Consider the following 23,177-nt stretch of genomic DNA (forward strand, 5'->3'; position numbering starts at 1 on the left):
AAGCACCGTCGGACAGAGCAGCCGTTGGTGCATCACTCAGATAGAGGTATCCAATATTGCTCGGGGATGTACCAAGCGCTGCACGCGAAATACGGTATTCGATGTTCAATGACGGACGGCTATGACTGCTACCAAAACGCCTTGGCAGAGCGGGTCAACGGGATACTAAAGACAGAGCTTATGCTCCAGCGACCGCAGGGTTTGCTGCAAGCGAAGAAGATGGTGAGTGAGTCGATATCGATCTATAACGGCGAGCGACCTCACCTGTCTTTGAAATACAAAACGCCCGATGCGGTGCATCGGGCGTTAGGGTGAAACAGGTGTAAACCTATTTCAGGACTAGACAACCCCATGCGATGGTTGGCTACGACTGTTGTTTGAGCAAAAAAAACAGGCTCATTGATGCGCAAACGCCATGACGGCAGTTCTCGGCAGCTCATGCCGAAGGTTAGAATGCGGCAAACCAGGACGAATCAATGACCGAACATACCCTCTCGGAAGCCGAATACGACGCCATTACCGATGCCGCAGCCCATTGGTGCATGCGATTGCATGCCGTCGACTGCACCGATGCCGAACGGCAGGCATTCAAGCAGTGGCACGATGCCGATCCCCTGCATGCTTTCGAATACGAAGCCATGCTGGAAATCTGGGATGTCGCCGATCATCTGCCGCGCGTCGAGGCCATGGCCGCCACTCCAGCGTCCAGGCTCCGGTCGCGCTGGAGCCGGTTGGCTGTCGCGGCCGCAGTGTTCGTCGTCGGCCTGCCCCTGGCTGCCTACACCGCCTGGAACCTGGACTGGATCGCCAATTCCTACCAGCGGTTCGAAGCCGGCACGAGCGTGCGCCATGTCACCTTGAGTGACGGCAGCCAAGTGGAACTCAACCTGGGCAGCGAGCTGACCTTCGCCAACTACAAGAACGAGCGCCGGGTAACCCTGGAAAAGGGCGAGGCGTTTTTTGATGTCAGCCATGACAAACAGCATCCGTTTGTCGTGCGCGCGGGCCAAGGCCAGGTGCATGTGACCGGTACTCGCTTCAATGTCTGGATGTACCAGGACCAGGTGCGGGTCACGCTGGTGGAAGGCTCGGTCAGGGTCACCAGCAACCAAGCGCTCAGCCGTAACGGCCTGCAACTTTCGCCGGGCATGCAGGCAAGCTACAAGGCGGGCGACTATCAGCCCCAAGTCCGCGAGACAGCCGCGAACGACAGCTCGCTGGCATGGCGCACCGGCAAGCTGGTGCTGGATGACCTCGCCCTGAGCGATGCGCTACCGCTGATCAACCGCTACCTCGAGCGTCCCGTCATGCTCGCTGACAACAGCACCGGCGGCCTGCGTGTCGGCGGTGTCTACAACATCAGCGAAGTACAGAACCTCGTGGCTTCGTTGCCCAAAGTCCTGCCGGTCTACCTGACCCAGAACAAGGACGGCAACCCGGTGCTCAACCCCATCGGGCAGCGGCCGGTCCATAACTGAAAGTCTCCCCCTGTAGGAGCAAAGCTTGCTCGCGATAGCGGTGAATCAGCCTGACTCGTTCTTGAAGTACCGCCCCCATCGCGAGCAAGCTCGCTCCCACATTGGAAGTGTGGTGGACTCAGGTTATGTGAACGACGCAACTCCCCTGTGGGAGCGAGCTTGCTCGCGATGATGCCTGCAAGCACAACAGCGGTTACTGCGTCGCCACCCTGCCCGCCTCATCACGCTCACGGATAATCACGGCCTGATAATGCGGATCGGCCTTGATCTGCTGTTCGGTGAAGGGCAGCACACTCCACTGCTTCTGCGAAAACGCCTGGGTCTGGTCGGACGAATACGGCGAAGCGGGGTCGCTGGAAATGGAGAATGCCAACAATCCCTGGGCTTGCGGACCTTTACCGTCAAACGTCACCACTTGCAGGTAGCTGGTACCGCTGACCACCTCCCGCTTGCCGTTCGCCCCCGGCACGCTCTGGATCGCGTTATAGATGCCCAACTCCCCGGGGCCGCCGTGGATCGGCGTCTGTCGGCTGCCGCTGCTGGCCACCTGAACGTCCTGCCATCGGCTGTCCTTCGACAACCCCGCAACCTTCACCGCCGCCACCGAAGCCAGCATGGCCTCGCGCACAGCCTTGAGCACCGGCGGTCGCTCGATCGCCAGGCCGCGCGGGGTGCGTTGCGGGTCTTTGGGATCGAACGCAACGCGCCATGAATCCGGCACCGCCTGCAGCCGTTCCATGATCTGCTGGAAGTACACCAAGCCCAGCCCGCTGTTCAGGCCGGCCTTGCGATCCCAGGCCTTGAGGCTGGCACAGGCTTCGGCCAATGCCGACGCATCGCCCCCCAGGTCACCGGCGCAAACGCCGAGCAGGTCCGGCATCACCTGGTCAGCCAGGTAAACCTGATCGTCCATGACCATGCGCTGCAAATCCTCCACCTTCACCGGTCCATCCTTGGCCAACTGGCCCACCCGCTCCAGCGCAAAACGCGCCCGCAGGCCCAGCGGCTGGCCTTGCTGGCTGATCACCGGGGAAAAACCGGACAACGGCTGCGCAGGATTGACCATCCAGGCCGAATCGTTGGAATTCTGCACGTAATCGCGGCGCAGCAACTGCGGGAGCTTGTCGGCGGCATAGATGCCCTTTTGCACGGCGTTGGAATCGCTGCCCCAGGCACATTCGCTGCGACTGCCATCCAGCACGATCAGTTGCAACCCGGCCCTGGGATCGCTGCACCGGGCCAGTTTGTCGGCGTCGACGTTCGGCACCACCGACACGTTCATGTAGAGGCTTTGCCCCTGGTCGTCCACCGCCAGGGTATTGACCCAGGGAATGCCTTGGATCTTATGGACAGTGTCCTGCAAATCCTTGAGGGTAACGGCCTTGTTCATGGCGTACCACTGGGCCAGCACGCGATCGTTTTCCAGGTTCGCGTCCCGCAGGCTGTAGGCGAACCGGTTGTCCCAGTCCAGCCGGCCGGGCCATTGCACGATCGGGCCGAACTGCGAGCCATAGACCACGCGGGAAACCGTCTGCACCTGGCCGTCGGGTTGCTTGATGTCCACCGCCACCGCCTGCTGGCTCATCGGCACGGATTTGCCATCGAGCAGGTAGCGGGTCGGATCTTTCGGGTCGAGCTGCAGCCGGTATAGGGTGAAATGCTTGGAACTGTCGACGGTGTGGGTCCAGGCCAGGTGCTGGCTGAAACCGATATTGATCATCGGCAGGCCTGGCAGCGCCGCGCCCATGACGTCCAGCTTGCCGGGAATGGTCAAGTGCATCTGGTAGAAACGCATGCCGCCCACCCACGGAAAATGCGGGTTCGCCAGCAGCATCCCGCGACCGTTGAACGAACGTTCACTGCCGATGGCCAGGGCATTGCTGCCACGCTCCAGGGCAAAACGCTGCTGCCGGGTTGCGGCGACGGCGAAACCGGCGACCGGGGCGTCCGCGCGTGCCGTCCCTTGGGGCGGTTGCGCCCCAGCCAGGGCTTCGGCGAACTGGCCGACGCCACCTTCCACCAACAACCGACGGGTCAATTTGACCAGGTCCAGCGCGGTGATCGGCCGCACCCAATCGCTGGCACATTGCTCGGGCAGGCCCTTGGCCTTGCGCTCGGCCAACGCGCGGTTGTAACCCGCCGCATAGCCTTCGACCAGCTGCTGCACCTGAGGCGTCTGGGCCTGCCAGAAACCGGAGACCGCTTGCGGCGTGTTGAGCCAACTGAAAAACAGATCGCTGACGCGGTTCTGCCGCTGCTCGACCGTGACCTCCTCGGGCCCGAAATAACGCGAGCGCTGGGCATTGACCGTGACAATCTCATTGGCCAGCAGGCACAGATTGTCCTGGGCGTAGGCATAACCGATGCCATAACCCAGCCCACGCTCGTCCTGAGCCCGGATATGTGGCACGCCAAAACGGGTGCGACGGATCTCGGCACTGGCCTGTTGCCCATCGTCCTGTGCATTGACCACGGGGCTGAGCCCGAGGGCGATCCCTAGAAAAGCACCTGCAAGGCCAACCCTCGATAACTGCCCGGACATTCTCACGTTCACTCCTGATGAAAACTGCAGAAACCAGGACGGCTACCGGTGCGCCAGTAAACAAGCACTCGGCCCGCCTGGGAAATCACACGCCGCGTACTGAACCGGAATGCGCCTACCTTGAAAACGAACCGGATGAAAAAAAATTAATGGCCGCACGCCGCTTGAATACGGGGGTTTGACGAAGCAGGGGCAATTTTTTCACATCACCGCCCTCATGATTGCCCATCCTCGTTCGTCCTATAACAGGAGAGCATTCGTGACCTTTTCTGATCTGGCTGGTAAGGAGTTTCTGCATGCGTAACGCGCAACTGCCCATGGAGGGCAAGCCAAGGCCGACCGGCGTCCCGCTGAGCGCCACCCACCGTGAATTCGAGAGACCGCCAGAGCGCGGCGGCAATGACCATATCAGGCGCCTGCTCAAGAGCTTCGGGCTCAGGACCAGCCTGATTCGCCTCAAAGTCATCGACGCGTTGCTCAAGGCCGCCCACGAAAACCGCTGCCTGGGCGTGCGTGGTGTGCACAGTCAGTTACTGGGGCTGGACATTCCGTTGTCCTTTCTCAGCGTGCGCGAGGTGTTGAAGCGCCTGTGCAGCGAGGGTGTCGTGACCCTCAACCCCGATAAAAGCTACCGCCTGCACCCCAGCGCGCTGGCCGTGCTCGAGGCCGAGGAATGAAGCCGGCGCTCAGGGCTTGACCTTGCGCCGCATCACGCCGTTGATCACCACCACGATGACCGCCACGGCAATGGCGATGTATTGAAACAGCTGCTCGCTGATCATGCCCTTGCCCTGCATCCAGGACAGCCCGAGCATGATTGCCAAGACGACGAGGACGATCAGAATCGAGTATTTCAAACGTTGCGAATGAGTCATTGCCAATTTCCTGAATGTATCCGTTCTGTATCCGAAGGCTTGCCGATCCATACCTCATCTACCGGAATGACGACTCACCAACGGGGCTCCATGGTACAGCCGAAGGCGTGTCTTCGTGCAATCCGCTCGTTTTATCCCTTGGCTGACTGACATCTAAAGCTGCGCCCCCTCAGGCCGATATATACGGAACTGCCCATCCGCCAGTTTCAGAAATCGCCTTCGTGCAAGGATTCCCCGTATGCCCTCACTCCGAACGATCCAGGCTCGCTATACCCTGTTTCTGGTTGTTTTCATGCTGGTGGTGTCCCTCCTGACCGTGGTGGGCATCAGTTACCTGGTCGCGCCCAAGCTGCGCCAGACTGAAGAGGAAGTGGCACTTAACCGCATCGCCGAGGTTGCCGAGCAGATCCAGGGCGAACTGAACAAGGTGCAGGCGCAGCAACGCAGCATTACCCAGACCATCCCGCTGCTCGACAGCGATGCCATCGACAAAGTGTTGCCGGGGCTGGTGGATCAGTACGGCGAGCTGAAAGTCTTCGGCGGCGGGATCTGGCCCTTGCCCAACCAGCGGGCCGAGGGACGCAGCAAATTCAGCACGTTCTGGCACCGCGATGCGTCCGGCAAACTGGTGGTCAATACCTTCTGGAACAGTGACGCCGCGCCCAACTATTACGAACAACCCTGGCACAAGGGCGGCATGGCCACTCCACCGGGCAAATGCGCCTGGGCCGCGGCCTACAAAGACGACGCCAGCGCCGAACCACGCACCAACTGCGCCATGGCCATCCAGAAAAACGGCGTGCCTTACGGCGTTTCCACCATCGACGTGACCCTGGGCTTCTTCAATGAGCTGGTGGCACGCAAGGAAGCCGAGCTGAGCGCCGAGATGCTGATCGTCGAGGGCGACGGCAAGATCATCAGCAACAGTTCGCGCATCAGCGGGCCGATCGTGCTGAAGAACATCAGCGAACTGGCGGCCACCTCGCCATTCGCCGCCCAGGTCAAGGCGGGCCTGGCCAAGCGCGACCAACCGCTGCAACGCGTGGAGTTCGACAACAAGGGCGAGGCCAGTACCTTCTTCATGCGCCCTATCGAAGGTTCGCCGTGGTTCCTTGCCACCGCCTTGCCGACCCGCCTGATCACGGCCCAGCGCGATGACGTGCTGAGCACACTGAGCCTGTTGCAGATCCCGATGGTCATCCTGTTGGTCTTGATGCAGCTGTACGCGATCCGCCAGTTGACCCATCGCATGAAGGTCCTCAAAGGCAACATCGACGCCTTGTCCACTGGCGATGCCGACCTGACCCGACGCATCACCATCCGGGCCGAGGATGAATTGGGCGCGATCGGGCACTCGGTCAACCGCTTCATCGCTTACCTGCAAGGCATGATCGGTGAAGTCACCCAGGCCACCGGCGCCATGGCGTCGAGCCTGGGCGATCTGCAGCGGACCTCGGCCCACACCAGCGAAATCCTGATGCGCCACGCCTCGGAAACCGACCAGACCGTGACGGCCATCACCCAGATGAGCTCCACGGCTGAAAGCGTCGCGCATAACGCGGCCGAGACCGCGGCGTTCACCCAACGCGCCAACGAGCATGCCGATCGCTCCCGCGTGGTGGTCGGTGAGGCCTCCAACAGTGTGGTGGCCTTGATCGACGAAGTGGCCAGCGCCACCCGCAAAGTCGAGAGCATGCAACAGGACGCTCAGCGCATCACCGAGATTTTGGGTGTGATCGGCGCCATCGCCGGACAGACCAACCTGCTGGCCCTCAACGCCGCCATTGAAGCCGCCCGGGCTGGCGAGCAAGGCCGTGGTTTTGCCGTGGTGGCTGACGAAGTCCGCGCCCTCGCCGCCCGCACCCAGGCCAGCACCTCGGAAATCAACGAAATGCTGACCCGCCTGACCCAAGGCGTGAGTTCGTCGGTCTCGGCCATGGAAAACACCCAGGCCAGCTGCCAGTCAGCCGCCGACGCAACCTCGCGCGTCAACTCGGGCCTGGACGAAATGGCCGGCTCGGTCAGCCAGATCAACAGCCTGAGCACCCAGATCGCCACGGCCGCCGAGCAACAGAGCGCGGTGACCGAGGAGATCAATCGCAGCATGGTGCAAATCCGCCACATGGTCGAGGAACTGGTGGAAAGTGGCCTGGCCAGCGAAACCAACACCCGGCAACTGCTGGAAGCCAACACACGGGTGAATGAGATCATGGGTAGGTTCAAGGTTCGCTAAAACCTCACCATCCCCCTGTGGGAGCGAGCTTGCTCGCGATAGCGTCGGATCAGTTGCAAGGTTGTGACTGACAAACCGCTATCGCGAGCAAGCTCGCTCCCACAGAACTGTATTCGCCCTCCCAACCTGACAATTCTGTAGTCCCTGCCTCAGCCCCCTGTCAGCTCGTGCTCGCTACTCTCTGTTATCCTTGCGCCAAACCGTTCGACACGAGACCTCCTTCATGGCCAACCCCCTGCACCTGCTCGCCTTGAGCGCCCTGTTCATGACCACCCTGGCCCAGGCCGCCGAACCGGTCACCATTGATGTGCACCGTGACGCCAATTGCGGCTGCTGCAAAAAGTGGATCTCGCATTTGCAAGAAAACGGCTTCAAGGTCAACGACCATGTCGAGGCCGACATGAGTTCGGTCAAGCAACGCCTGGGCGTGGCGCCGAACCTGCGCTCCTGCCACACCGCCGAAATCAACGGCAAATTCGTCGAAGGCCATGTCCCGGCCGACCAGGTGCTGGCCCTGAGCAAACGCGATGACTTGCTCGGCGTGGCCGCACCGGGCATGCCCATGGGCTCGCCCGGCATGGAGATGGACGGCATGAGCGACGCTTATCAAGTGATCGGCCTGAAAAAAGACGGGACTCAAACCGTAGTGGCGGATTACCCGGCCCACTGATGGGCCAAGCCTATATCGGCTTGTTCCTGGCGGCATTTGGCGCGGCGACCTTGCTGCCGCTGCAATCGGAGGCCTTGTTGGTCGGTCTGTTGCTCGGCGAGCGCCACGCTGTCTGGTTGTTGCTGGGGGTCGCCACGCTCGGCAACGTCCTGGGTTCGCTGGTGAACTGGTGGCTGGGCACACGCCTGGAACACTTCAAGGACCGACGCTGGTTTCCGGTCAGCCCGACGCACCTGGACAAGGCTCGCATGCATTACCAGCGCTTCGGCCGCTGGTCGCTGCTGCTCAGTTGGTTGCCGATCATCGGCGATCCGTTGACCTTGGTGGCCGGGGTGATGGGTGAGCCGTGGCGCCGCTTCCTGCTGATCGTGACCGTTGCCAAAGGCTTACGCTATGGCGTTCTCGCCCTGGCCACGCTGGGCTGGATGGGTTGAACATTCGGGCCGTTCGGTTGCCTGTGGTTAATGTCGCCATAATCGGGTCGCGCCAGGATCGGCGGCGGCCACAAGGAGATTGACCATGTCCCGAACCCCCACGCGCTGGTTGCCCAGCCTCTTGCTCAGCGCCGCCCTGCCCCTGCTCGCCCAGGCCGCCACCCCGCCGGAAGGCCCGGCCTACGGCGCCCAGTTGGAGGGCTTCGAATACCCCTATACCCTCAAGCACTTCGCCTTCCAGTCCCAGGGCCAATCGTTGCAGATGGGCTATATGGACGTGCCGGCCCAAGGCAAGGTCAATGGCCGCACCGTGGTGCTGATGCACGGCAAGAATTTCTGCGCCGCCACCTGGGGCGATTCGATCAAGGTGCTGAGCGAAGCCGGCTACCGGGTCATCGCCGCGGACCAGATCGGCTTCTGCACATCGAGCAAACCCGAGCATTACCAGTACAGCTTCCAGCAACTGGCGACCAACACCCAGGCCTTGCTCAAGACCCTCGGTGTACAGAAAGCCATCGTCCTCGGCCATTCCACCGGCGGCATGCTCGCCACCCGTTACGCCTTGCAGTTCCCCGATCAGGTCGAGCGCCTGGCGATGGTCAATCCCATTGGCCTGGAAGACTGGAAAGCCTTGGGCGTGCCCTACCGCACCGTGGACCAATGGTACGCCCGTGAGCTGAAAGTCACCGCCGAGGGCATTCGCAATTACGAGCGCACGACCTATTACGCCGGCCGCTGGAAACCTGAGTTCGACCGCTGGGTGGACATGCTCGCCGGTTTGAACAAGGGCCCGGGTCATACACAAGTGGCGTGGAACTCGGCGCTGATCTACGACATGATCTTCACCCAGCCGGTCTATTACGAGTTCAAGGACCTGACCGTACCCACCCTGTTGTTGATCGGTACCTCCGACACCACCGCCATCGGCAGCGACGTCGCGCCGCCGGCGGTAAAGGCCAAGCTGGGCCGCTACGAGGTATTGGGCAAGCAGACCGCCGGGCTGATTCCCCGCTCGACCCTGGTGGAGTTCCCCAATCTGGGGCATGCCCCGCAGATGGAAGAGCCGGATCGGTTCCACAAGGCCCTGCTGGGCTGGCTGGACAAACCCATTCCCTGACGAGGTGTTCCATGGCGGTGCAAATAGCAGTCATAGACGATTGGCAAGATGTGGCACGCAGTGTGGTGGATTGGTCGGTGCTGGACAGCGTCGGCCACGTGACCTTCCTCCACGACTATCCCGCCGACCGCGACACCCTCGCCGAACGCTTGCAGCACTTCGAGGTGATCTGCGTGATGCGCGAACGCACGGTGTTCGACGAAGGCCTGCTGCGCCGCCTGCCCAATCTCAAGCTGCTGCTCACCGGCGGCATGCGCAATGCCGCCCTGGACCTGAAGGCCGCCGCCGAGCTGGGCATCCAAGTGTGTGGCACCGACAGCTACAAGCATGCCGCGCCCGAACTGACCTGGGCGCTGATCATGGCCCTGGTCCGCAATCTGGTGCAGGAAGCCAACGCCTTGCGCGCCGGCCTGTGGCAGCAAGGCCTGGGCGGCGACCTGCACGGCAAGACACTGGCGCTCCTCGGCCTGGGCAGCATCGGTACACGGGTGGCACAGTTCGGCCAGGTGTTCGGCATGCGGGTCGTCGCCTGGAGCCAGAACCTCAGCGCCGAACGGGCCGCCGAAGTGGGCGTGACCTACGTCAGCAAGCAGGCGTTGTTCGAACAGGCCGACATTCTCTCGATCCACCTGGTGCTCGGCGAACGCACCCGCGGCCTGGTGGATGCCCAGGCGCTGGGCTGGATGAAACCCGAGGCGCTGCTGGTCAACACCTCCCGCGGGCCGATCGTCGATGAAACCGCCCTGATCGAGGCCCTCCAGCAGCGGCGCCTGGCCGGCGCCGCCCTGGACGTCTTCGCCCAGGAGCCCTTGCCGCTGGCCCATCCATTCCGCACCTTGGAGAACGTGCTGGCCACGCCTCATGTGGGTTATGTCAGCCGACAGAATTACCAGCAGTTCTATTCCCAGATGATCGAAGACCTGCTGGCCTGGGCGGCGGGCCAGCCGACTCGGTTGCTGACGCCGGCGGGCTGAACCCTACCCAAATACTCAGGACAACTCCTTCTGTGGGAGCGGGCTTGCTCGCGAAGGCGGTGTATCAGTCGGGCAAATGTGTGACTGACAGACCGCCTTCGCGAGCAAGCCCGCTCCCACGAAACTGCGTGTTTCGAGCGCCCATAGTTGGCATCAAAACGCCATCGCCCCACCCGCCCTCCAATAGTGCATCGCGCCATTCCATCGCGCACGCCAATGAACCAACGCCCTCCCCCTACACTTTTTCCTTTGCAGGAAACTGCACTTCGTCGGTGCGTACTCCCCTTCGTCGTGTAAGACATTGCCGCTAAAAAACGTGATTGTCGGACAATGCGACGAACCGAGGCGCACCGCTCTAGGATATGACCTAGACTGCCAAACCGGGGAGAAAACCGACCGGTCATCCGGACGAAAAAAAGTCGAAACTTTTCGCAACGGCGACAGGTCAGGTTAGAGGTAGGGCAACAGCGACTGGTGCAGTCCTTGCACTGGTCATTGCAACAGCTCCTTCAGCTGATTCGCTTCGTCGCGTTTGGGTAGCCGTTCGCTTTCCTTGCGTAGCGCTTGTGCGCCTGGCCGCAGGATTCGGCCAATGAAACAACAGCTCTGGCGCGTGCCGGAAACAGATCGAGAAAATGGGAGATATTTATGATCAGTGCTGCCTTGGAACCACAACAAGTCCGTTCTCAATTACCGCCGGCGGCCGGATCGCCGACGGCCCCGGTGCTGGTCACCGGCGGCAAGGCACTGCTCCCTGTCGTTCGACAGAATCCCAATCGCAAGAAAGTCTTGTTCGTCACCTCGGAAATCGCCGACCTGGTCAAGACCGGCGGCCTGGGCGATGTGTCCTCGGCACTGCCTCGGGCCATGGCGGGGCTGCATGATGTCCGGGTGCTGATCCCTGGCTATCCGCAAGTGATGAACAGCGGCAATCCGATCCACATCGTCGGCGAACTGGGTGGCCACGCAGCACTGCCGCCCTGCAAGATCGGGCGCATGGACATGGCCGACGGCCTGGTGATCTACGTACTGATCTGCCCGGAACTGTTTGCCCGCGAAGGCTCTCCCTACGGCGCCAACAACGGTCGCGACTGGCCGGACAACCACATTCGCTTCGCCCGCCTGGGCCTGGCCGCCGCCGACATCGCCGCCAACCTGGCGCAGATCCACTGGTGCCCGGACCTGGTCCACGCCCACGACTGGCCAGCCGGGTTGGCGCCAGCCTACATGCACTGGCGCGGGCAACGCACCCCGACCCTGTTTACCATCCACAACCTGGCGTACCAGGGCGTGGTCAGCCTGGCGTCCTGCCCGGAACTGGGCATCCCCGAGCACGCCCTGCAACAGGAAGGCATGGAGTTCTACGGCAAACTGTCGTTCCTCAAGGCCGGGATGGCCTACTCCAGCCACATCACCACTGTCAGCGCCACCTATGCCCAGGAGATCACCACCCCTGAGTTTGGTTGCGGACTCGACGGTTTCCTGGCTGCCAAGACCCAACAAGGCTTGCTCAGCGGCATCCCCAACGGCATCGATGAAAGCTGGGATTCGGCCACCGACACCCACCTGTTCCGTCAGTTCGCCATGGGCGACTGGGAAGGCAAGGCCGTCAACGCCAGCCATGTGCGTGAACTGTTTGGCCTCGACGACTCCACTGGCCCGCTGTTCGCCGTGGTTTCGCGCTTGGTTTACCAGAAAGGCCTGGACCTGACCGAAGCGGTCGCCGAGTTCATCGTCGAATCCGGCGGCCAGATCGCCATCATCGGCCGCGGCGAACCGGAGGAAGAACAGGCCATGCGCGAACTGGCACTGCGCTTCCCCGGCCGCATCGGCGTGCGCATCGGCTTCAACGAAACCGATGCCCGGCGGATGTTCGCCGGCAGCGATTTCCTGCTAATGCCGTCGCGCTACGAGCCCTGTGGCTTGAGCCAGATGTACGCCCAACGTTTCGGCTCGCTGCCGGTGGCGCGCAATACCGGAGGCCTGGCGGACACCATCGAAGATGGCGTCACCGGTTTCCTGTTCGATGAGTCCACCGTGGAGAGCTACCAGCAGGCCTTGAGCCGGGCCTTCAAGGTCTTCGAGTTCCCCGACCTGCTCAACGCCATGCGCTGCCGGGCCATGTCGGCACCGTTCAACTGGCGCCAGGCCGTGGAACCCTACGCCGAACTCTACGAACAGCTGGTGGCGAAGTCACTGGGAAAATCGGCCAGACAATGAGGTAACAATGACGTCAAGGACGCCTGATACATGGACCCACGGGGCGGTCACGCTGGACGACGAGCACACCCGCTTCGCCCTCTGGGCCCCGGATGCCTTTTTTGTCAGTGTCGAACTCGACACTGGAGAGTCAATACCGCTACTGCCCCAAGCCGACGGCTGGTTCATGATCCAGACCCGTTGCCCCGCCGGCACCCGCTACCGCTACAACATCGATGGCGAGCTGGAGGTGCCGGACCCGGCCTCTCGCGCCCAGGCCGGCGACATCGACCGTCACAGCGTGGTGGTCGACCCCCATGCCTACCCGTGGCGGCACACCCAATGGTGTGGCCGTCCCTGGCACGAAGCCGTCATCTACGAATTGCACGTGGGCGCCCTGGGCGGCTTCAACGGTGTCGAACAGCATTTGGCCCGCCTGGCCGGGCTGGGCGTCACCGCCATCGAGCTGATGCCGCTGGCGCAGTTTCCCGGCGATCGCAACTGGGGCTACGACGGGGTCCTGCCCTACGCGCCCCAAGCCTCCTACGGCACGCCTGAACAGCTCAAGCATCTGATCGACAGCGCCCACGGCCATGGGCTGTCCGTCATCCTGGACGTGGTCTACAACCACTTCGGCCCCGACGGCAATTACCTGCATCGCTATGCCAAGGGCTTCTTCCGCGAAGACAAGCACACGCCCTGGGGCGCGGCGATCGATTTCCGCCGCCGCGAAGTGCGGGACTTCTTCATCGACAATGCGCTCATGTGGCTGTTGGAATACCGCTTCGACGGCCTGCGCCTCGACGCGGTACACGCCATCGAAGACCCGGACTTTCTCCAGGAGCTGGCAGCCAGGGTGCGCGAACAGGTGGACCCGGGCCGGCATGTCTGGCTGACCGTGGAAAACGAACACAACCAGGCCAGCCTGTTGGAACAGGGCTACGACGCCCAGTGGAACGACGATGGCCACAATGCCCTGCACGTACTGCTGACTGGCGAGACCGACGCCTACTACGCCGACTATGCCGAGCAGCCGACGGAACAACTGGCACGGTGCCTGAGCCAGGGTTTTGTCTTCCAGGGCCACACCAATCGCCACGGCGAATCCCGGGGCGAACCCAGCGGTCACCTGCCACCGAGCGCATTCGTGCTGTTCCTGCAGAACCATGACCAGGTCGGCAACCGTGCCCTGGGCGAACGCCTGCATCAGCTCGCCCCGCCTCAGGCCTTGCAGGCAGCGACTGTCTTGTTGCTGTTGTCACCGATGATTCCGCTGCTGTTCATGGGCGATGAGGTGGCCGCCGAACAACCGTTCCTGTTCTTTACCAGTCATCACGGCGAACTGGCAGAACTCGTGCGCGAAGGCCGACGCAACGAGTTCAAGGCGTTCAGTGCCTTTGCCGATCCGCAGAAACGCGAGCGAATTCCCGACCCCAACGCGGCCAGCACCTTCGAGGTTTCACGGCCAAGCCTGGAATCGCAACGTGCGGAGCAGCAGGCCAGCGAGGCGCTGTATCGCCAACTGCTGAAAATCCGCCGTGAAGAGATCGTCCCGCGCCTGCCCGGTGCCCAGGCCCTGGGGGCCGATGTACTGGGCCATGGTGCCGTCAGCGCACGCTGGCGACTGGGCGATGGCAGTGTGTTGCGCATCGACCTGAACCTTGGCGACCAGCCCGTCGCACACCAAGCCCCGGAAGAGGCACGCATTCTTTTCGAACATCCGCAGCAGGTCGTGGGTCTGTTGCAACAGGGCGTCCTTGCGCCCTACAGCGCGCTGGTCAGTCTGACGCAGGCGACAACCTTGCCCAACATCACTGGAGAGCGCCTATGAGCGATGCGCAACTGGAAATCCTCGCCAGCCGAGCGGGTCTGGCGGTGGATTGGATCGATGCCAATGGCCGGGCCCAGAAAGTCTCGGCGGCAGTCTTGCGCTCGGTCCTCACGGGCCTCGGCCACCCAGCTGGAAGTGCCCAGGAAATCGACGCCAGCCTGCTGCAGTTGCAGAAAGATCAACAGAACCATCAACTGCCACCGCTGATCACCGCCGATGTCGGGGCCAGCCTGGACTTGAGCCGCTACTTCGAGGCCGGGACACCCTGCGAAATCAAACTCGAAGACGGCGCGACGCTGAATCTGAACCTCGATGCCGACGGCAAGCTGCCGGGCATGGTCCCGGTGGGTTATCAGCACGTCAACATCCGGGGCCAGCATTTCACTCTGGCCGTCGCACCTGCCCGCTGCTACAGCGTGGCCGATGCGGTGGACGACCCGACGCCCCGAGCCTGGGGCTTGAGCGCGCAATTGTATGCCCTGCGACGCCCCGGGGACGGCGGTTTCGGTGATACCCAGGCCCTGGAGGAACTGGTGCGGGTGGCCGGCGAACGCGGCGCCGACGCCGTTGCCATCAGCCCGATGCACGCGATGTTCAGCAGCGACACCGGGCGCTACAGCCCTTACTCGCCGTCCAGCCGACTGTTCCTCAACAGCCTGTACGCCGCCCCCGGCACCATCCTCGGCGAACGCGCCCTGCGCACCGCCATCGACGCCACCGGCTTGACCAACCAACTGCGCAACCTGGAAGAGCAGCCGCTGATCGACTGGCCAGTCGCCGCCCAGGCCAAGCAGAAAATCCTCCGCGCCCTGTACGACGGGTTCAGCCAGGGCGCGCACCCGCTGCATGAAGACTTCAGCAGTTTCCGCCACACCAGCGGCGAAGCCCTGGAAAACCATTGCCGCTTCGAAGCCTTGCAGGCCGAACGCGCCGCCCGGGGCGAAAGCCTCGACTGGCGGCAGTGGCCGGAAGAATGGCGCGATCCGCGCAGCGCGGTCCTGGCCCATTTCGCCGAAGAAAATGCCGACGAAATCGGTTTCTACGCCTTTTGCCAATGGTTGATCGCCCGCTGCCTGGAACGCGCCCAGAGCGCAGCCAAATCCAGCGGCATGGGCATCGGCCTGATCGCCGACCTGGCGGTAGGTGCCGATGGCGCTGGCAGCCAGGCCTGGAGCCGGCAGGATGAGCTGCTCGCCTCGTTGACCGTGGGCGCACCGCCGGACATTCTCAATCGTTCCGGCCAAGGCTGGGGCATTTCGGCGTTCTCCCCGGAAGGCCTGGTGCGCAACGGCTTTCGCGCCTTCATTGAAATGCTGCGGGCCAACTTTGCCCACGCCGGTGGCTTGCGCATCGATCACGTCATGGGCTTGCAACGGCTCTGGGTGATTCCCAACGACGCCCCACCCAGCGACGGTGCCTATCTGTATTACCCGGTAGACGACCTGTTGCGCTTGCTGGCACTGGAATCCCATCGGCACCAGGCCATCGTGTTGGGCGAAGACCTCGGTACCGTGCCGGATGGTTTGCGGGACAAACTCAGCGCCCGCTCGATCCTCGGCATGCGCGTGCTGTTGTTCGAACAGGACAACACCCACTTCAAACCCATCCTCGACTGGCCGGACAACGCCCTGGCCACCACCAGCACCCATGACTTGCCGACGCTCAACGGCTGGTGGCACGGTCACGACATCGACTGGAACGCCCGGCTGGACCTGATCGACTCCCACACCGAAATGGACTGGCGCAAACACCGCGAGCGCGAACGCGAAGGTCTGCGCCAAGTGCTGAATCAGGATCCGCAGAATTTTCGCGAAGAACACCGCGAGACCGATCAGGTGCTGGATGCCAGCGTGCGCTTCCTCGGCCACACCCGCGCACCGCTGGTGTTGCTGCCACTCGAAGATGCCCTGGGGATTGAGGAGCAGGCCAACCTGCCCGGCACCATCGATACCCATCCCAATTGGCGCCGCCGCCTGGCCCAACAGAGCCAGGCGTTGCTGGATCACCCGGACGCCGCCCGGCGTCTGGAAATACTCGCCTGCGCGCGACTTCAGGCGAACGAGCGTGACCGATGAAACAGCCATTGATCCAACCTCTGCGGGCAACATTGCGCCTGCAGTTCCATAAAGGCTTCACCCTGGACGATGCCATACCCCAGGTGCCGTACTTCGCCGCGTTGGGCATCAGCCACATTTATGCCTCTCCGCTGCTCAAGGCCCGGGCCGGTTCCATGCACGGCTACGACGTGGTCGATCCAACCCTGGTCAACCCCGAGCTGGGTGGCGAAGCCGCGCTCAAGCGCCTGGTTGCAGTCTTGCGCGAGCACCGGATGGGCTTGATCCTCGACATCGTCTCCAATCACATGGCTGTCGGCGGTAATGACAATCCCTGGTGGCTGGATCTGTTGGAATGGGGTCGACTCAGCCCCTACGGCGAGTTCTTCGATATCCAGTGGCATTCCCCCGACCCGCTGATGGAAGGCCAGTTGTTGCTGCCGTTCCTGGGCAGCGACTACGGCGTGGCCTTGCAGGAAGGCACCTTGCGACTTCGCTTCGATGCCACCGATGGCAGCTTCTACGTCGAACACTATAAACACCGCTTCCCGATTTGCCCGATGCACTACGGCGAGCTGCTCAAACCCGCCGAAACCCTGCCCGTCGAACAGGCCGAATCACTCAAGACCCTGGCTGAGCGCTTCACCACGCTGAATTACCAGACCGATGCCCACGCCCTCGCCCGCCCGCTGCAAACGGAGTTGCGGGACCTGGCGGCACACGCCGGCATCCTGGCCGCCATCGAGGCCAACCTGGCTGGCTACGACGCTACCCAGCCCCAGGGTTTCGAACGCCTGCATCAATTGCTGGAGCGCCAGAGCTACCGGCTCGCCAGCTGGCGCACCGCGGCGGACGACATCAATTGGCGGCGCTTTTTCGATGTCAATGAATTGGGCGGGCTGCGGGTCGAGCGTCCGGCGGTATTCGAAGCCACCCATGCCAAGATCTTCGAATTGATCGGCGAAGGGTTGGTGGATGGGCTGCGGATCGATCACATCGACGGTCTTGCCGACCCTCGTGGTTACTGCCGCAAATTGCGCCGACGCGTGAATTCGCTGTCGCCGACCCGACACCTGCCGATTTTCGTCGAGAAGATCCTCGGCGATGGCGAGACGTTGCGGCGGGACTGGAACATCGACGGCAGTACCGGTTACGAGTTCATGAACCAGGTCTCGCTGTTGCAGCATGACCCGGCCGGTGCCGCCCCCCTTGCCGAATTCTGGAGCCGGCACAGTGAGCGGCCGGCGCACTTCATCGAAGAAGCCCGCCTGGCTCGCCAGCAGATACTCAATGGCTCCTTGGCCGGGGATTTCGAAAGCGTTGCCCAGGCCCTGCTGCAAGTGGCCCGGGACGATGTGATGACCCGCGACCTGACCCTGGGTGCGATTCGGCGGGCCTTGCAGGAGTTGATCGTGCATTTCCCGGTGTATCGCACCTACATCACGCCGTTGGGACGCTCCGCTGAAGACGAGGTGTTTTTCAACCAGGCCCTGGAAGGCGCCCGGCAAACCCTCGGCGAAGCCGACTGGCCGGTGCTCGACTGCCTGGCTGGCTGGCTCGGTGGCATGCCTTGGCGGCAACGCCCCCGCGGCAGCCAGCGCAAACGCCTGCGCCACGCTTGCGTACGCTTCCAGCAACTGACCTCGCCGGCCGCCGCCAAGGCCGTGGAGGACACCGCCCTCTATCGCTCGGCGGTGCTGCTGTCGCGCAATGACGTAGGCTATGACACCGAGCATTTCAGCGCCCCGGCGCAGGCGTTCCACCAAGTGTGCGCCGAACGCCTCGAGCATTTTCCCGACAACCTGATGACCACCGCCACCCACGACCACAAGCGCGGCGAAGACACCCGCGCCAGGCTGGCCGTGCTCAGCGAGCGCGCCGACTGGTACACCGCCTGCGTGGAGCAATGGCGCATCCTCTCGCCTTCGCTACACAGCGACCCGGCGGCGCCCTCGGCCGGTGATGAACTGATCCTGTACCAGGCGTTGCTCGGCAGTTGGCCGCTGGACCTCGACCTCCAGGACCACCAGGCGCTGGCCGCCTACAACGAGCGCCTGTGGCAATGGCAACGCAAGGCCCTGCGCGAAGCCAAGTTGCAAAGCAGCTGGGCGGCGGTCAACGACGCTTATGAGCAAGCCACCCAGATGTTCCTCGAACGCCTGCTGCTGGGCGATGAGGGGCTGCCCTTGCGCAGCGCCATCGCCGAGGCGGTCCAGGCCGTCGCGCCGGCGGGCGCCCTCAACAGTCTGGCGCAAACTTTGCTGCGCATGACCGTACCCGGCGTACCGGACTTGTACCAAGGCAACGAGTTCTGGGACTTCAGCCTGGTGGACCCGGACAACCGCCGCCCGGTGGATTTCCAGGCACGCCGCGAAGCGATGCAGGCCGACAACACCCCAGCCGCGTTGGTACGCGATTGGCGTGACGGCCGGATCAAACAGGCATTGATCGCCCGGACACTGGCCGTGCGAGCCGAGTATCCGCAGCTGTGGCGCCAGGGCCGCTACCAACCGCTGGAAGTGCTCGGTGAGCAGGCCCATCGGGTACTGGCCTTCATGCGTGAGGACTCGCAACATCGAGCGATCGTTGTCGTACCTGTCCATGCGGCGCATTTGCTGGAAAACAGTGCCGTGCCGCTGGTGGCTGCGTCGGATTGGGGCGATACCCGCGTATCGTTACCGTTCGCCGCCAAGGATGAAAAACTGAAGGGACTTTTTTCAAGCGCAACAGTCACACCCCAAAGGGAGCTGCTGATCAGCACCGCGCTGGGGAATTTCCCGGTCAATGTCTTTATCCAACCTTGAGTTGAATCAGGAGCACTGCGATGAGTACCGACGATAAACGCATTCGCGAATTCGCCTATCAGATCTGGGAGTCCGAAGGTAAGCCTGCCGGGCAGGAAAAACGCCACTGGGAGATGGCGCGCAAACTGGCCGAAGCCGAAGCGCTGGCGCCGAGCAAGCCACCCAAGGCCGCGAGTAAATCGGCGGCCAGCAAGACCGATGGCGCCAAGCCTGCCGCAACCAAGGGCACCGCGGCCAAGACCGCCGCGAAAAACACCACGCCCAAGGCCAAGCCAGCGGCCAAGCCTTCCGCGACGACCGCAGCGGTCGTGCCACCGGCGAACAAGGCCGCTGACAAAAAACCTCGGGCACCGCGCAAGCCGCCGGCGGTTTGATTCGTCCTATCGATCTCCTCGTCAGCTGGGAGCAAGGCTTGCTCGCGAAACAGGCGCCTCGATGTCCGGAGGAACCCATCGCTTCGTCGCGGGCCAGCCTTGCTCTCACAAAGAAGCAACTCTGTTCCACGTAACGGGATAAATACCCCTCGCCACAGTTGAAGGGTGATGCCATCCCTTTCGAGTGAACCGCATCGCTGTATCTGTCTGTTTTTTTGCAGGAGCAACTATGACCCGTCCAAACAAAACCACGCCGCCGCCCGTTATCGAGGCTTCGCGGATTCGTGAAGGGCTGCCTTTTCCACTGGGTGCAACCTGGGATGGCCTCGGGGTCAACTTCGCGCTGTTTTCAGCCAATGCCACCAAGGTCGAACTGTGCATTTTCGATGATGCCGGCGAAGTCGAACTCGAACGCATCGAGCTGCCGGAGTACACCGACGAGATTTACCACGGTTATCTGCCGGATGCCCATCCGGGATTGATCTATGGCTACCGGGTCTATGGCCCCTATGATCCGGCGAACGGCCATCGCTTCAACCCGAACAAGCTGCTGATCGACCCCTACGCCAAACAACTGGTCGGTCAATTGAAGTGGTCCGAAGCCCTGTTCGGCTACACCATCGGCCACCCCGACGGCGACCTCAGTTTCGATGAGCGCGACAGCGCCCCGTTCGTGCCCAAGTGCAAAGTCATCGACCCCGCGCACACCTGGGGCCACGACCAGCGCGTCAGCGTGCCGTGGGACAAGACCATCCTGTATGAAACCCACGTGCGCGGCCTCACCATGCGTCACCCGTCGGTGCCCGAGAACCTGCGCGGTACGTTCGCCGGGCTGATGGTCGACGATGTGCTGGAGCATATCCGCAAGCTGGGTGTCTCTTCGGTGGAACTGCTGCCCATCCATGCCTTCGTCAATGACCAGCACTTGCTGCACAAAGGCATGACCAATTACTGGGGCTACAACAGCATTGCCTTCTTCGCGCCCGACCCGCGCTACCTGGCCAGCGGCAAGATCGCCGAGTTCAAGGAGATGGTCGCCCACCTGCACGAGGCCAACCTGGAAGTCATCCTCGACGTGGTCTACAACCACACCGCCGAGGGCAACGAACAGGGCCCCACCCTGTCCATGCGCGGCATCGATAACGCCTCCTACTACCGGCTGATGCCCGACGACAAGCGCTACTACATCAACGACTCCGGAACCGGCAACACCCTGGACCTGAGCCATCCCTGCGTGCTGCAGATGGTCACCGACTCCCTGCGCTACTGGGCCACGGAAATGCATGTCGATGGCTTCCGCTTCGACCTGGCGACCATTCTCGGCCGTTACCATGACGGTTTCGACGAGCGCCACAGCTTCCTCGTCGCCTGCCGCCAGGATCCGGTACTGCGCCAGGTGAAAATGATCGCCGAGCCTTGGGACTGTGGCCCTGGGGGCTACCAGGTAGGACACTTCCCGCCGGGCTGGGTCGAGTGGAACGACAAGTTCCGCGACACGGTACGGGCCTTCTGGAAGGGCGATGACGGCCAGCTCGCCGATTTTGCCAGCCGAATGACCGCTTCGGGCGAGATGTTCAACCAGCGTGGCCGGCGGCCGTATGCCTCGGTGAACTTCGTCACTGCCCACGACGGCTTCACCTTGCATGACCTGGTGTCGTACAACGACAAGCACAACGAAGCCAACGACGAGAACAATCAGGACGGCAGCAATAACAACCTGTCCTGGAACCATGGCGTCGAAGGCCCGACGGATGATCCGGAGATCAATGCGCTGCGCCATCGGCAGATGCGCAACTTCTTCGCCACCCTGCTGCTGGCCCAGGGCACGCCGATGATCGTCGCCGGCGACGAGTTTGCCCGTACCCAGCACGGCAACAACAACGCCTATTGCCAGGACAGCGAGATCGGCTGGGTCAACTGGGACCTGAGCGAGGATGGCGCGACGCTGCTCAAGTTCGTCAAGCGCCTGATCAAGTTGCGCCTGACCTACCCGATCCTGCGACGCGGACGCTTCCTGGTGGGTAATTACAACGAGGACATTGGCGTCAAGGACGTGACTTGGCTGGCCCCGGACGGCAGCGAAATGACCATCGAACAATGGCAGGACAGCCATGGTCGCTGCCTCGGCATGCTGATGGACGGCCGCGCCCAGGAAACCGGTATTCGGCGCAAAGGGGGCGATGCGACACTGCTGCTGGTGGTCAACGCGCATCATGACATCGTCAACTTCCGCTTGCCGGAGGTCCCGGAGGGAAGTTTCTGGACCTGTATGGTCGACACCAACCAGCCGACCGTTCGTGGGCAGGAGCGCTTCGATTTCGATTCCGAATACTCCGTCACCGGACGCTCGCTGCTGCTGTTCGAGCTGCAACGCGAAGAAGAGGATTGAAATACCTGCTGTAAACAGCCATAAGGAACCGCAAGGACGCGGTTTTTTATTCCACACCGTCCAGATTCAAGAAAAAAATGCAGCTCAGATGCACATGTCACGAGACGGATCGGCTGACATGGTCAATACTTCCCCCTGCGGTAGTCTCCAGGATTCGGAGCGCTGTGAATCGCAGTCATGCCCCATCGGTGCCATCGGACAGTAGGCCCGGTGCATGGCTGAAAGATTGAATACACACAAGGATGTCGCTTATGAAGCCCGCCTCTCGCCTGCCTGGCCGGCAGCACCCGCAAATCTGGAACAGTGCCGCGCAACTGGCCGATATTCCGATCATCAGTACCCAGACACTCATTCCCGCCGGCGCACGCGCCGTCATCCTTGCCCCGCACCCGGGCGATGAGATCGGGGCCTGTGGCGGATTGCTGCAGTTGCTGAACAACCTGGACCAGCCCATGTTGCTGATCTCGATCACCGATGGCGCCCTCGCCCACCCCGGCTCACCGCTGTGGAACGACGAACGCCTGCGCGCGCACCGCCCTCACCCCCAGGAAAGCGTCGACGCCCTGCATCGCCTGGGCATCGCTGCCCATGGCCTGCAATGGGTGCGCGGCGGTTTCCCGGAAAAAAACCTGGCCGAACATGAAACCGAACTGGCCACGTTTATTGCCCGTCACCTGCACCCCGGTGACGTGGTGTTCAGCACCTGGCGCCAGGACGGCGACAGCGACCACGACACTGTCGGACGCGCTGGAGCCCTGGCCGCCGACAGGATCGGAGTGGCGTTCAACGAGCTGCCGGTATGGGCCTGGCACTGGCCGGTCCGCGAGCAGAATAAAATCCCCTGGCACCGGGCCCGCAAACTGCGCCTCGACGTCTGGACCACCGCCCGCAAACGTCACGCCATGCACGCCTATGTCAGCCAACTCAGCGGCGAACCGGCGAGCGGCATCGCCCCACTGTTGCCCAGGGTCATCCTTGACCGGATGGGCTTGCCCTATGAGATTGTCTTCATTTGAACGCCTGCCTGTTGTTCGCGATGGCGGTGGTCAGATACACCGCTATCGCGAGCAAGCTCGCTCCCACATTGGATTTGCACCTCCCCCTGTGGGAGCGAGCTTGCTCGCGATAGCGGCAGGCCAGATGCGATGAACCCGGTGGGGACACGAAAAATCCGGAACTGCCGGTGTCTTGGATCAGTCGCAT

General features: G+C 62.5%; 15 protein-coding genes and 3 pseudogenes. 16 read left to right on the forward strand and 2 right to left on the reverse strand.

The window, feature by feature from the left end; genetic code table 11:
* Both BM321_RS24080 and BM321_RS24085 read left to right on the forward strand, forming a co-directional pair.
* Nucleotides 1-343, forward strand: a pseudogene (locus BM321_RS24080) (transposase); the annotation flags it as partial.
* A gap of 133 nt (nucleotides 344-476) precedes the next feature.
* The gene (locus BM321_RS24085) at nucleotides 477-1,478 is read left to right on the forward strand and encodes a FecR family protein (RefSeq protein WP_092445203.1); all 1,002 of its coding nucleotides are present in this window, start codon (nucleotides 477-479) and stop codon (nucleotides 1,476-1,478) included.
* 193 nt (nucleotides 1,479-1,671) lie between these two features.
* Here BM321_RS24085 and BM321_RS24090 read toward each other — a convergent pair whose 3' ends face one another.
* The gene (locus BM321_RS24090; RefSeq protein WP_092445205.1) at nucleotides 1,672-4,020 is read right to left on the reverse strand and encodes a bifunctional acylase PvdQ; all 2,349 of its coding nucleotides are present in this window, start codon (nucleotides 4,018-4,020) and stop codon (nucleotides 1,672-1,674) included.
* A 296-nt stretch (nucleotides 4,021-4,316) separates the two neighbouring features.
* Between BM321_RS24090 and BM321_RS24095 the strand changes: the two genes are divergently transcribed.
* Nucleotides 4,317-4,697, forward strand: a complete 381-nt coding sequence (locus tag BM321_RS24095; RefSeq protein ID WP_092199469.1) for a fe2+ zn2+ uptake regulation protein — start codon at nucleotides 4,317-4,319, stop codon at nucleotides 4,695-4,697.
* Between the two features lie 9 nt (nucleotides 4,698-4,706).
* Here the strand turns inward: BM321_RS24095 and BM321_RS24100 are convergent, their stop codons facing one another.
* Entirely contained in the window at nucleotides 4,707-4,895 is a 189-nt protein-coding gene (locus tag BM321_RS24100) for a hypothetical protein (RefSeq protein ID WP_042731964.1), read from the reverse strand.
* Between the two features lie 292 nt (nucleotides 4,896-5,187).
* Here BM321_RS24100 and BM321_RS31385 point away from each other — a divergent pair.
* The 13 genes and pseudogenes from BM321_RS31385 to BM321_RS24160 all read left to right on the forward strand — a co-directional run.
* Nucleotides 5,188-6,267 (forward strand): annotated as a pseudogene (locus tag BM321_RS31385) (cache domain-containing protein); the annotation flags it as partial.
* Nucleotides 6,268-6,600: 333 nt separating this feature from the next.
* Nucleotides 6,601-7,128, forward strand: a pseudogene (locus BM321_RS31390) (methyl-accepting chemotaxis protein); the annotation flags it as partial.
* A 223-nt stretch (nucleotides 7,129-7,351) separates the two neighbouring features.
* Nucleotides 7,352-7,798 carry a DUF411 domain-containing protein gene (locus tag BM321_RS24110; RefSeq protein WP_060742242.1) on the forward strand — a complete coding sequence of 149 codons (447 nt, stop codon included), beginning with the start codon at nucleotides 7,352-7,354 and terminating at the stop codon, nucleotides 7,796-7,798.
* Complete coding sequence (locus BM321_RS24115; RefSeq protein WP_092330245.1) at nucleotides 7,798-8,232, forward strand: YqaA family protein; 435 nt, start codon at nucleotides 7,798-7,800, stop codon at nucleotides 8,230-8,232. The genes BM321_RS24110 and BM321_RS24115 overlap by 1 nt, the downstream gene beginning before the upstream one ends.
* A gap of 85 nt (nucleotides 8,233-8,317) precedes the next feature.
* On the forward strand, nucleotides 8,318-9,349 hold the full coding sequence (locus BM321_RS24120) for an alpha/beta fold hydrolase (protein WP_092445207.1): 1,032 nt from the start codon (nucleotides 8,318-8,320) through the stop codon (nucleotides 9,347-9,349).
* A gap of 11 nt (nucleotides 9,350-9,360) precedes the next feature.
* Nucleotides 9,361-10,323: a D-2-hydroxyacid dehydrogenase family protein gene (locus BM321_RS24125; protein WP_092445210.1), complete on the forward strand. Its 963-nt coding sequence runs from the start codon at nucleotides 9,361-9,363 to the stop codon at nucleotides 10,321-10,323.
* Between the two features lie 648 nt (nucleotides 10,324-10,971).
* Nucleotides 10,972-12,543, forward strand: coding sequence for a glycogen synthase GlgA (gene glgA / locus BM321_RS24130; protein ID WP_092445213.1), 1,572 nt, complete (start codon nucleotides 10,972-10,974; stop codon nucleotides 12,541-12,543).
* A gap of 7 nt (nucleotides 12,544-12,550) precedes the next feature.
* Complete coding sequence (gene treZ, locus BM321_RS24135) at nucleotides 12,551-14,353, forward strand: malto-oligosyltrehalose trehalohydrolase (protein ID WP_092445215.1); 1,803 nt, start codon at nucleotides 12,551-12,553, stop codon at nucleotides 14,351-14,353.
* On the forward strand, nucleotides 14,350-16,428 hold the full coding sequence (malQ, locus tag BM321_RS24140) for a 4-alpha-glucanotransferase (protein ID WP_092445217.1): 2,079 nt from the start codon (nucleotides 14,350-14,352) through the stop codon (nucleotides 16,426-16,428). Before treZ ends, malQ begins: the two co-directional genes overlap by 4 nt.
* On the forward strand, nucleotides 16,425-19,211 hold the full coding sequence (locus tag BM321_RS24145) for a malto-oligosyltrehalose synthase (RefSeq protein WP_092445220.1): 2,787 nt from the start codon (nucleotides 16,425-16,427) through the stop codon (nucleotides 19,209-19,211). Before malQ ends, BM321_RS24145 begins: the two co-directional genes overlap by 4 nt.
* A 20-nt stretch (nucleotides 19,212-19,231) precedes the next feature.
* A complete protein-coding gene (locus tag BM321_RS24150) occupies nucleotides 19,232-19,585 on the forward strand; it encodes a DUF2934 domain-containing protein (protein ID WP_092445224.1) in 354 nt (117 codons plus the stop codon).
* A 229-nt stretch (nucleotides 19,586-19,814) separates the two neighbouring features.
* Nucleotides 19,815-21,974 (forward strand): glycogen debranching protein GlgX, encoded by a 2,160-nt coding sequence (glgX, locus tag BM321_RS24155; RefSeq protein ID WP_092330264.1) that lies wholly within the window; start codon nucleotides 19,815-19,817, stop codon nucleotides 21,972-21,974.
* A gap of 251 nt (nucleotides 21,975-22,225) precedes the next feature.
* Nucleotides 22,226-22,990 (forward strand): PIG-L deacetylase family protein, encoded by a 765-nt coding sequence (locus BM321_RS24160; protein WP_092445226.1) that lies wholly within the window; start codon nucleotides 22,226-22,228, stop codon nucleotides 22,988-22,990.
* Nucleotides 22,991-23,177: the final 187 nt, after the last annotated feature.

The organism is Pseudomonas sp. NFIX10, assembly GCF_900111955.1.
Classification (GTDB): Bacteria; Pseudomonadota; Gammaproteobacteria; order Pseudomonadales; family Pseudomonadaceae; genus Aquipseudomonas; species Aquipseudomonas fluorescens_AA.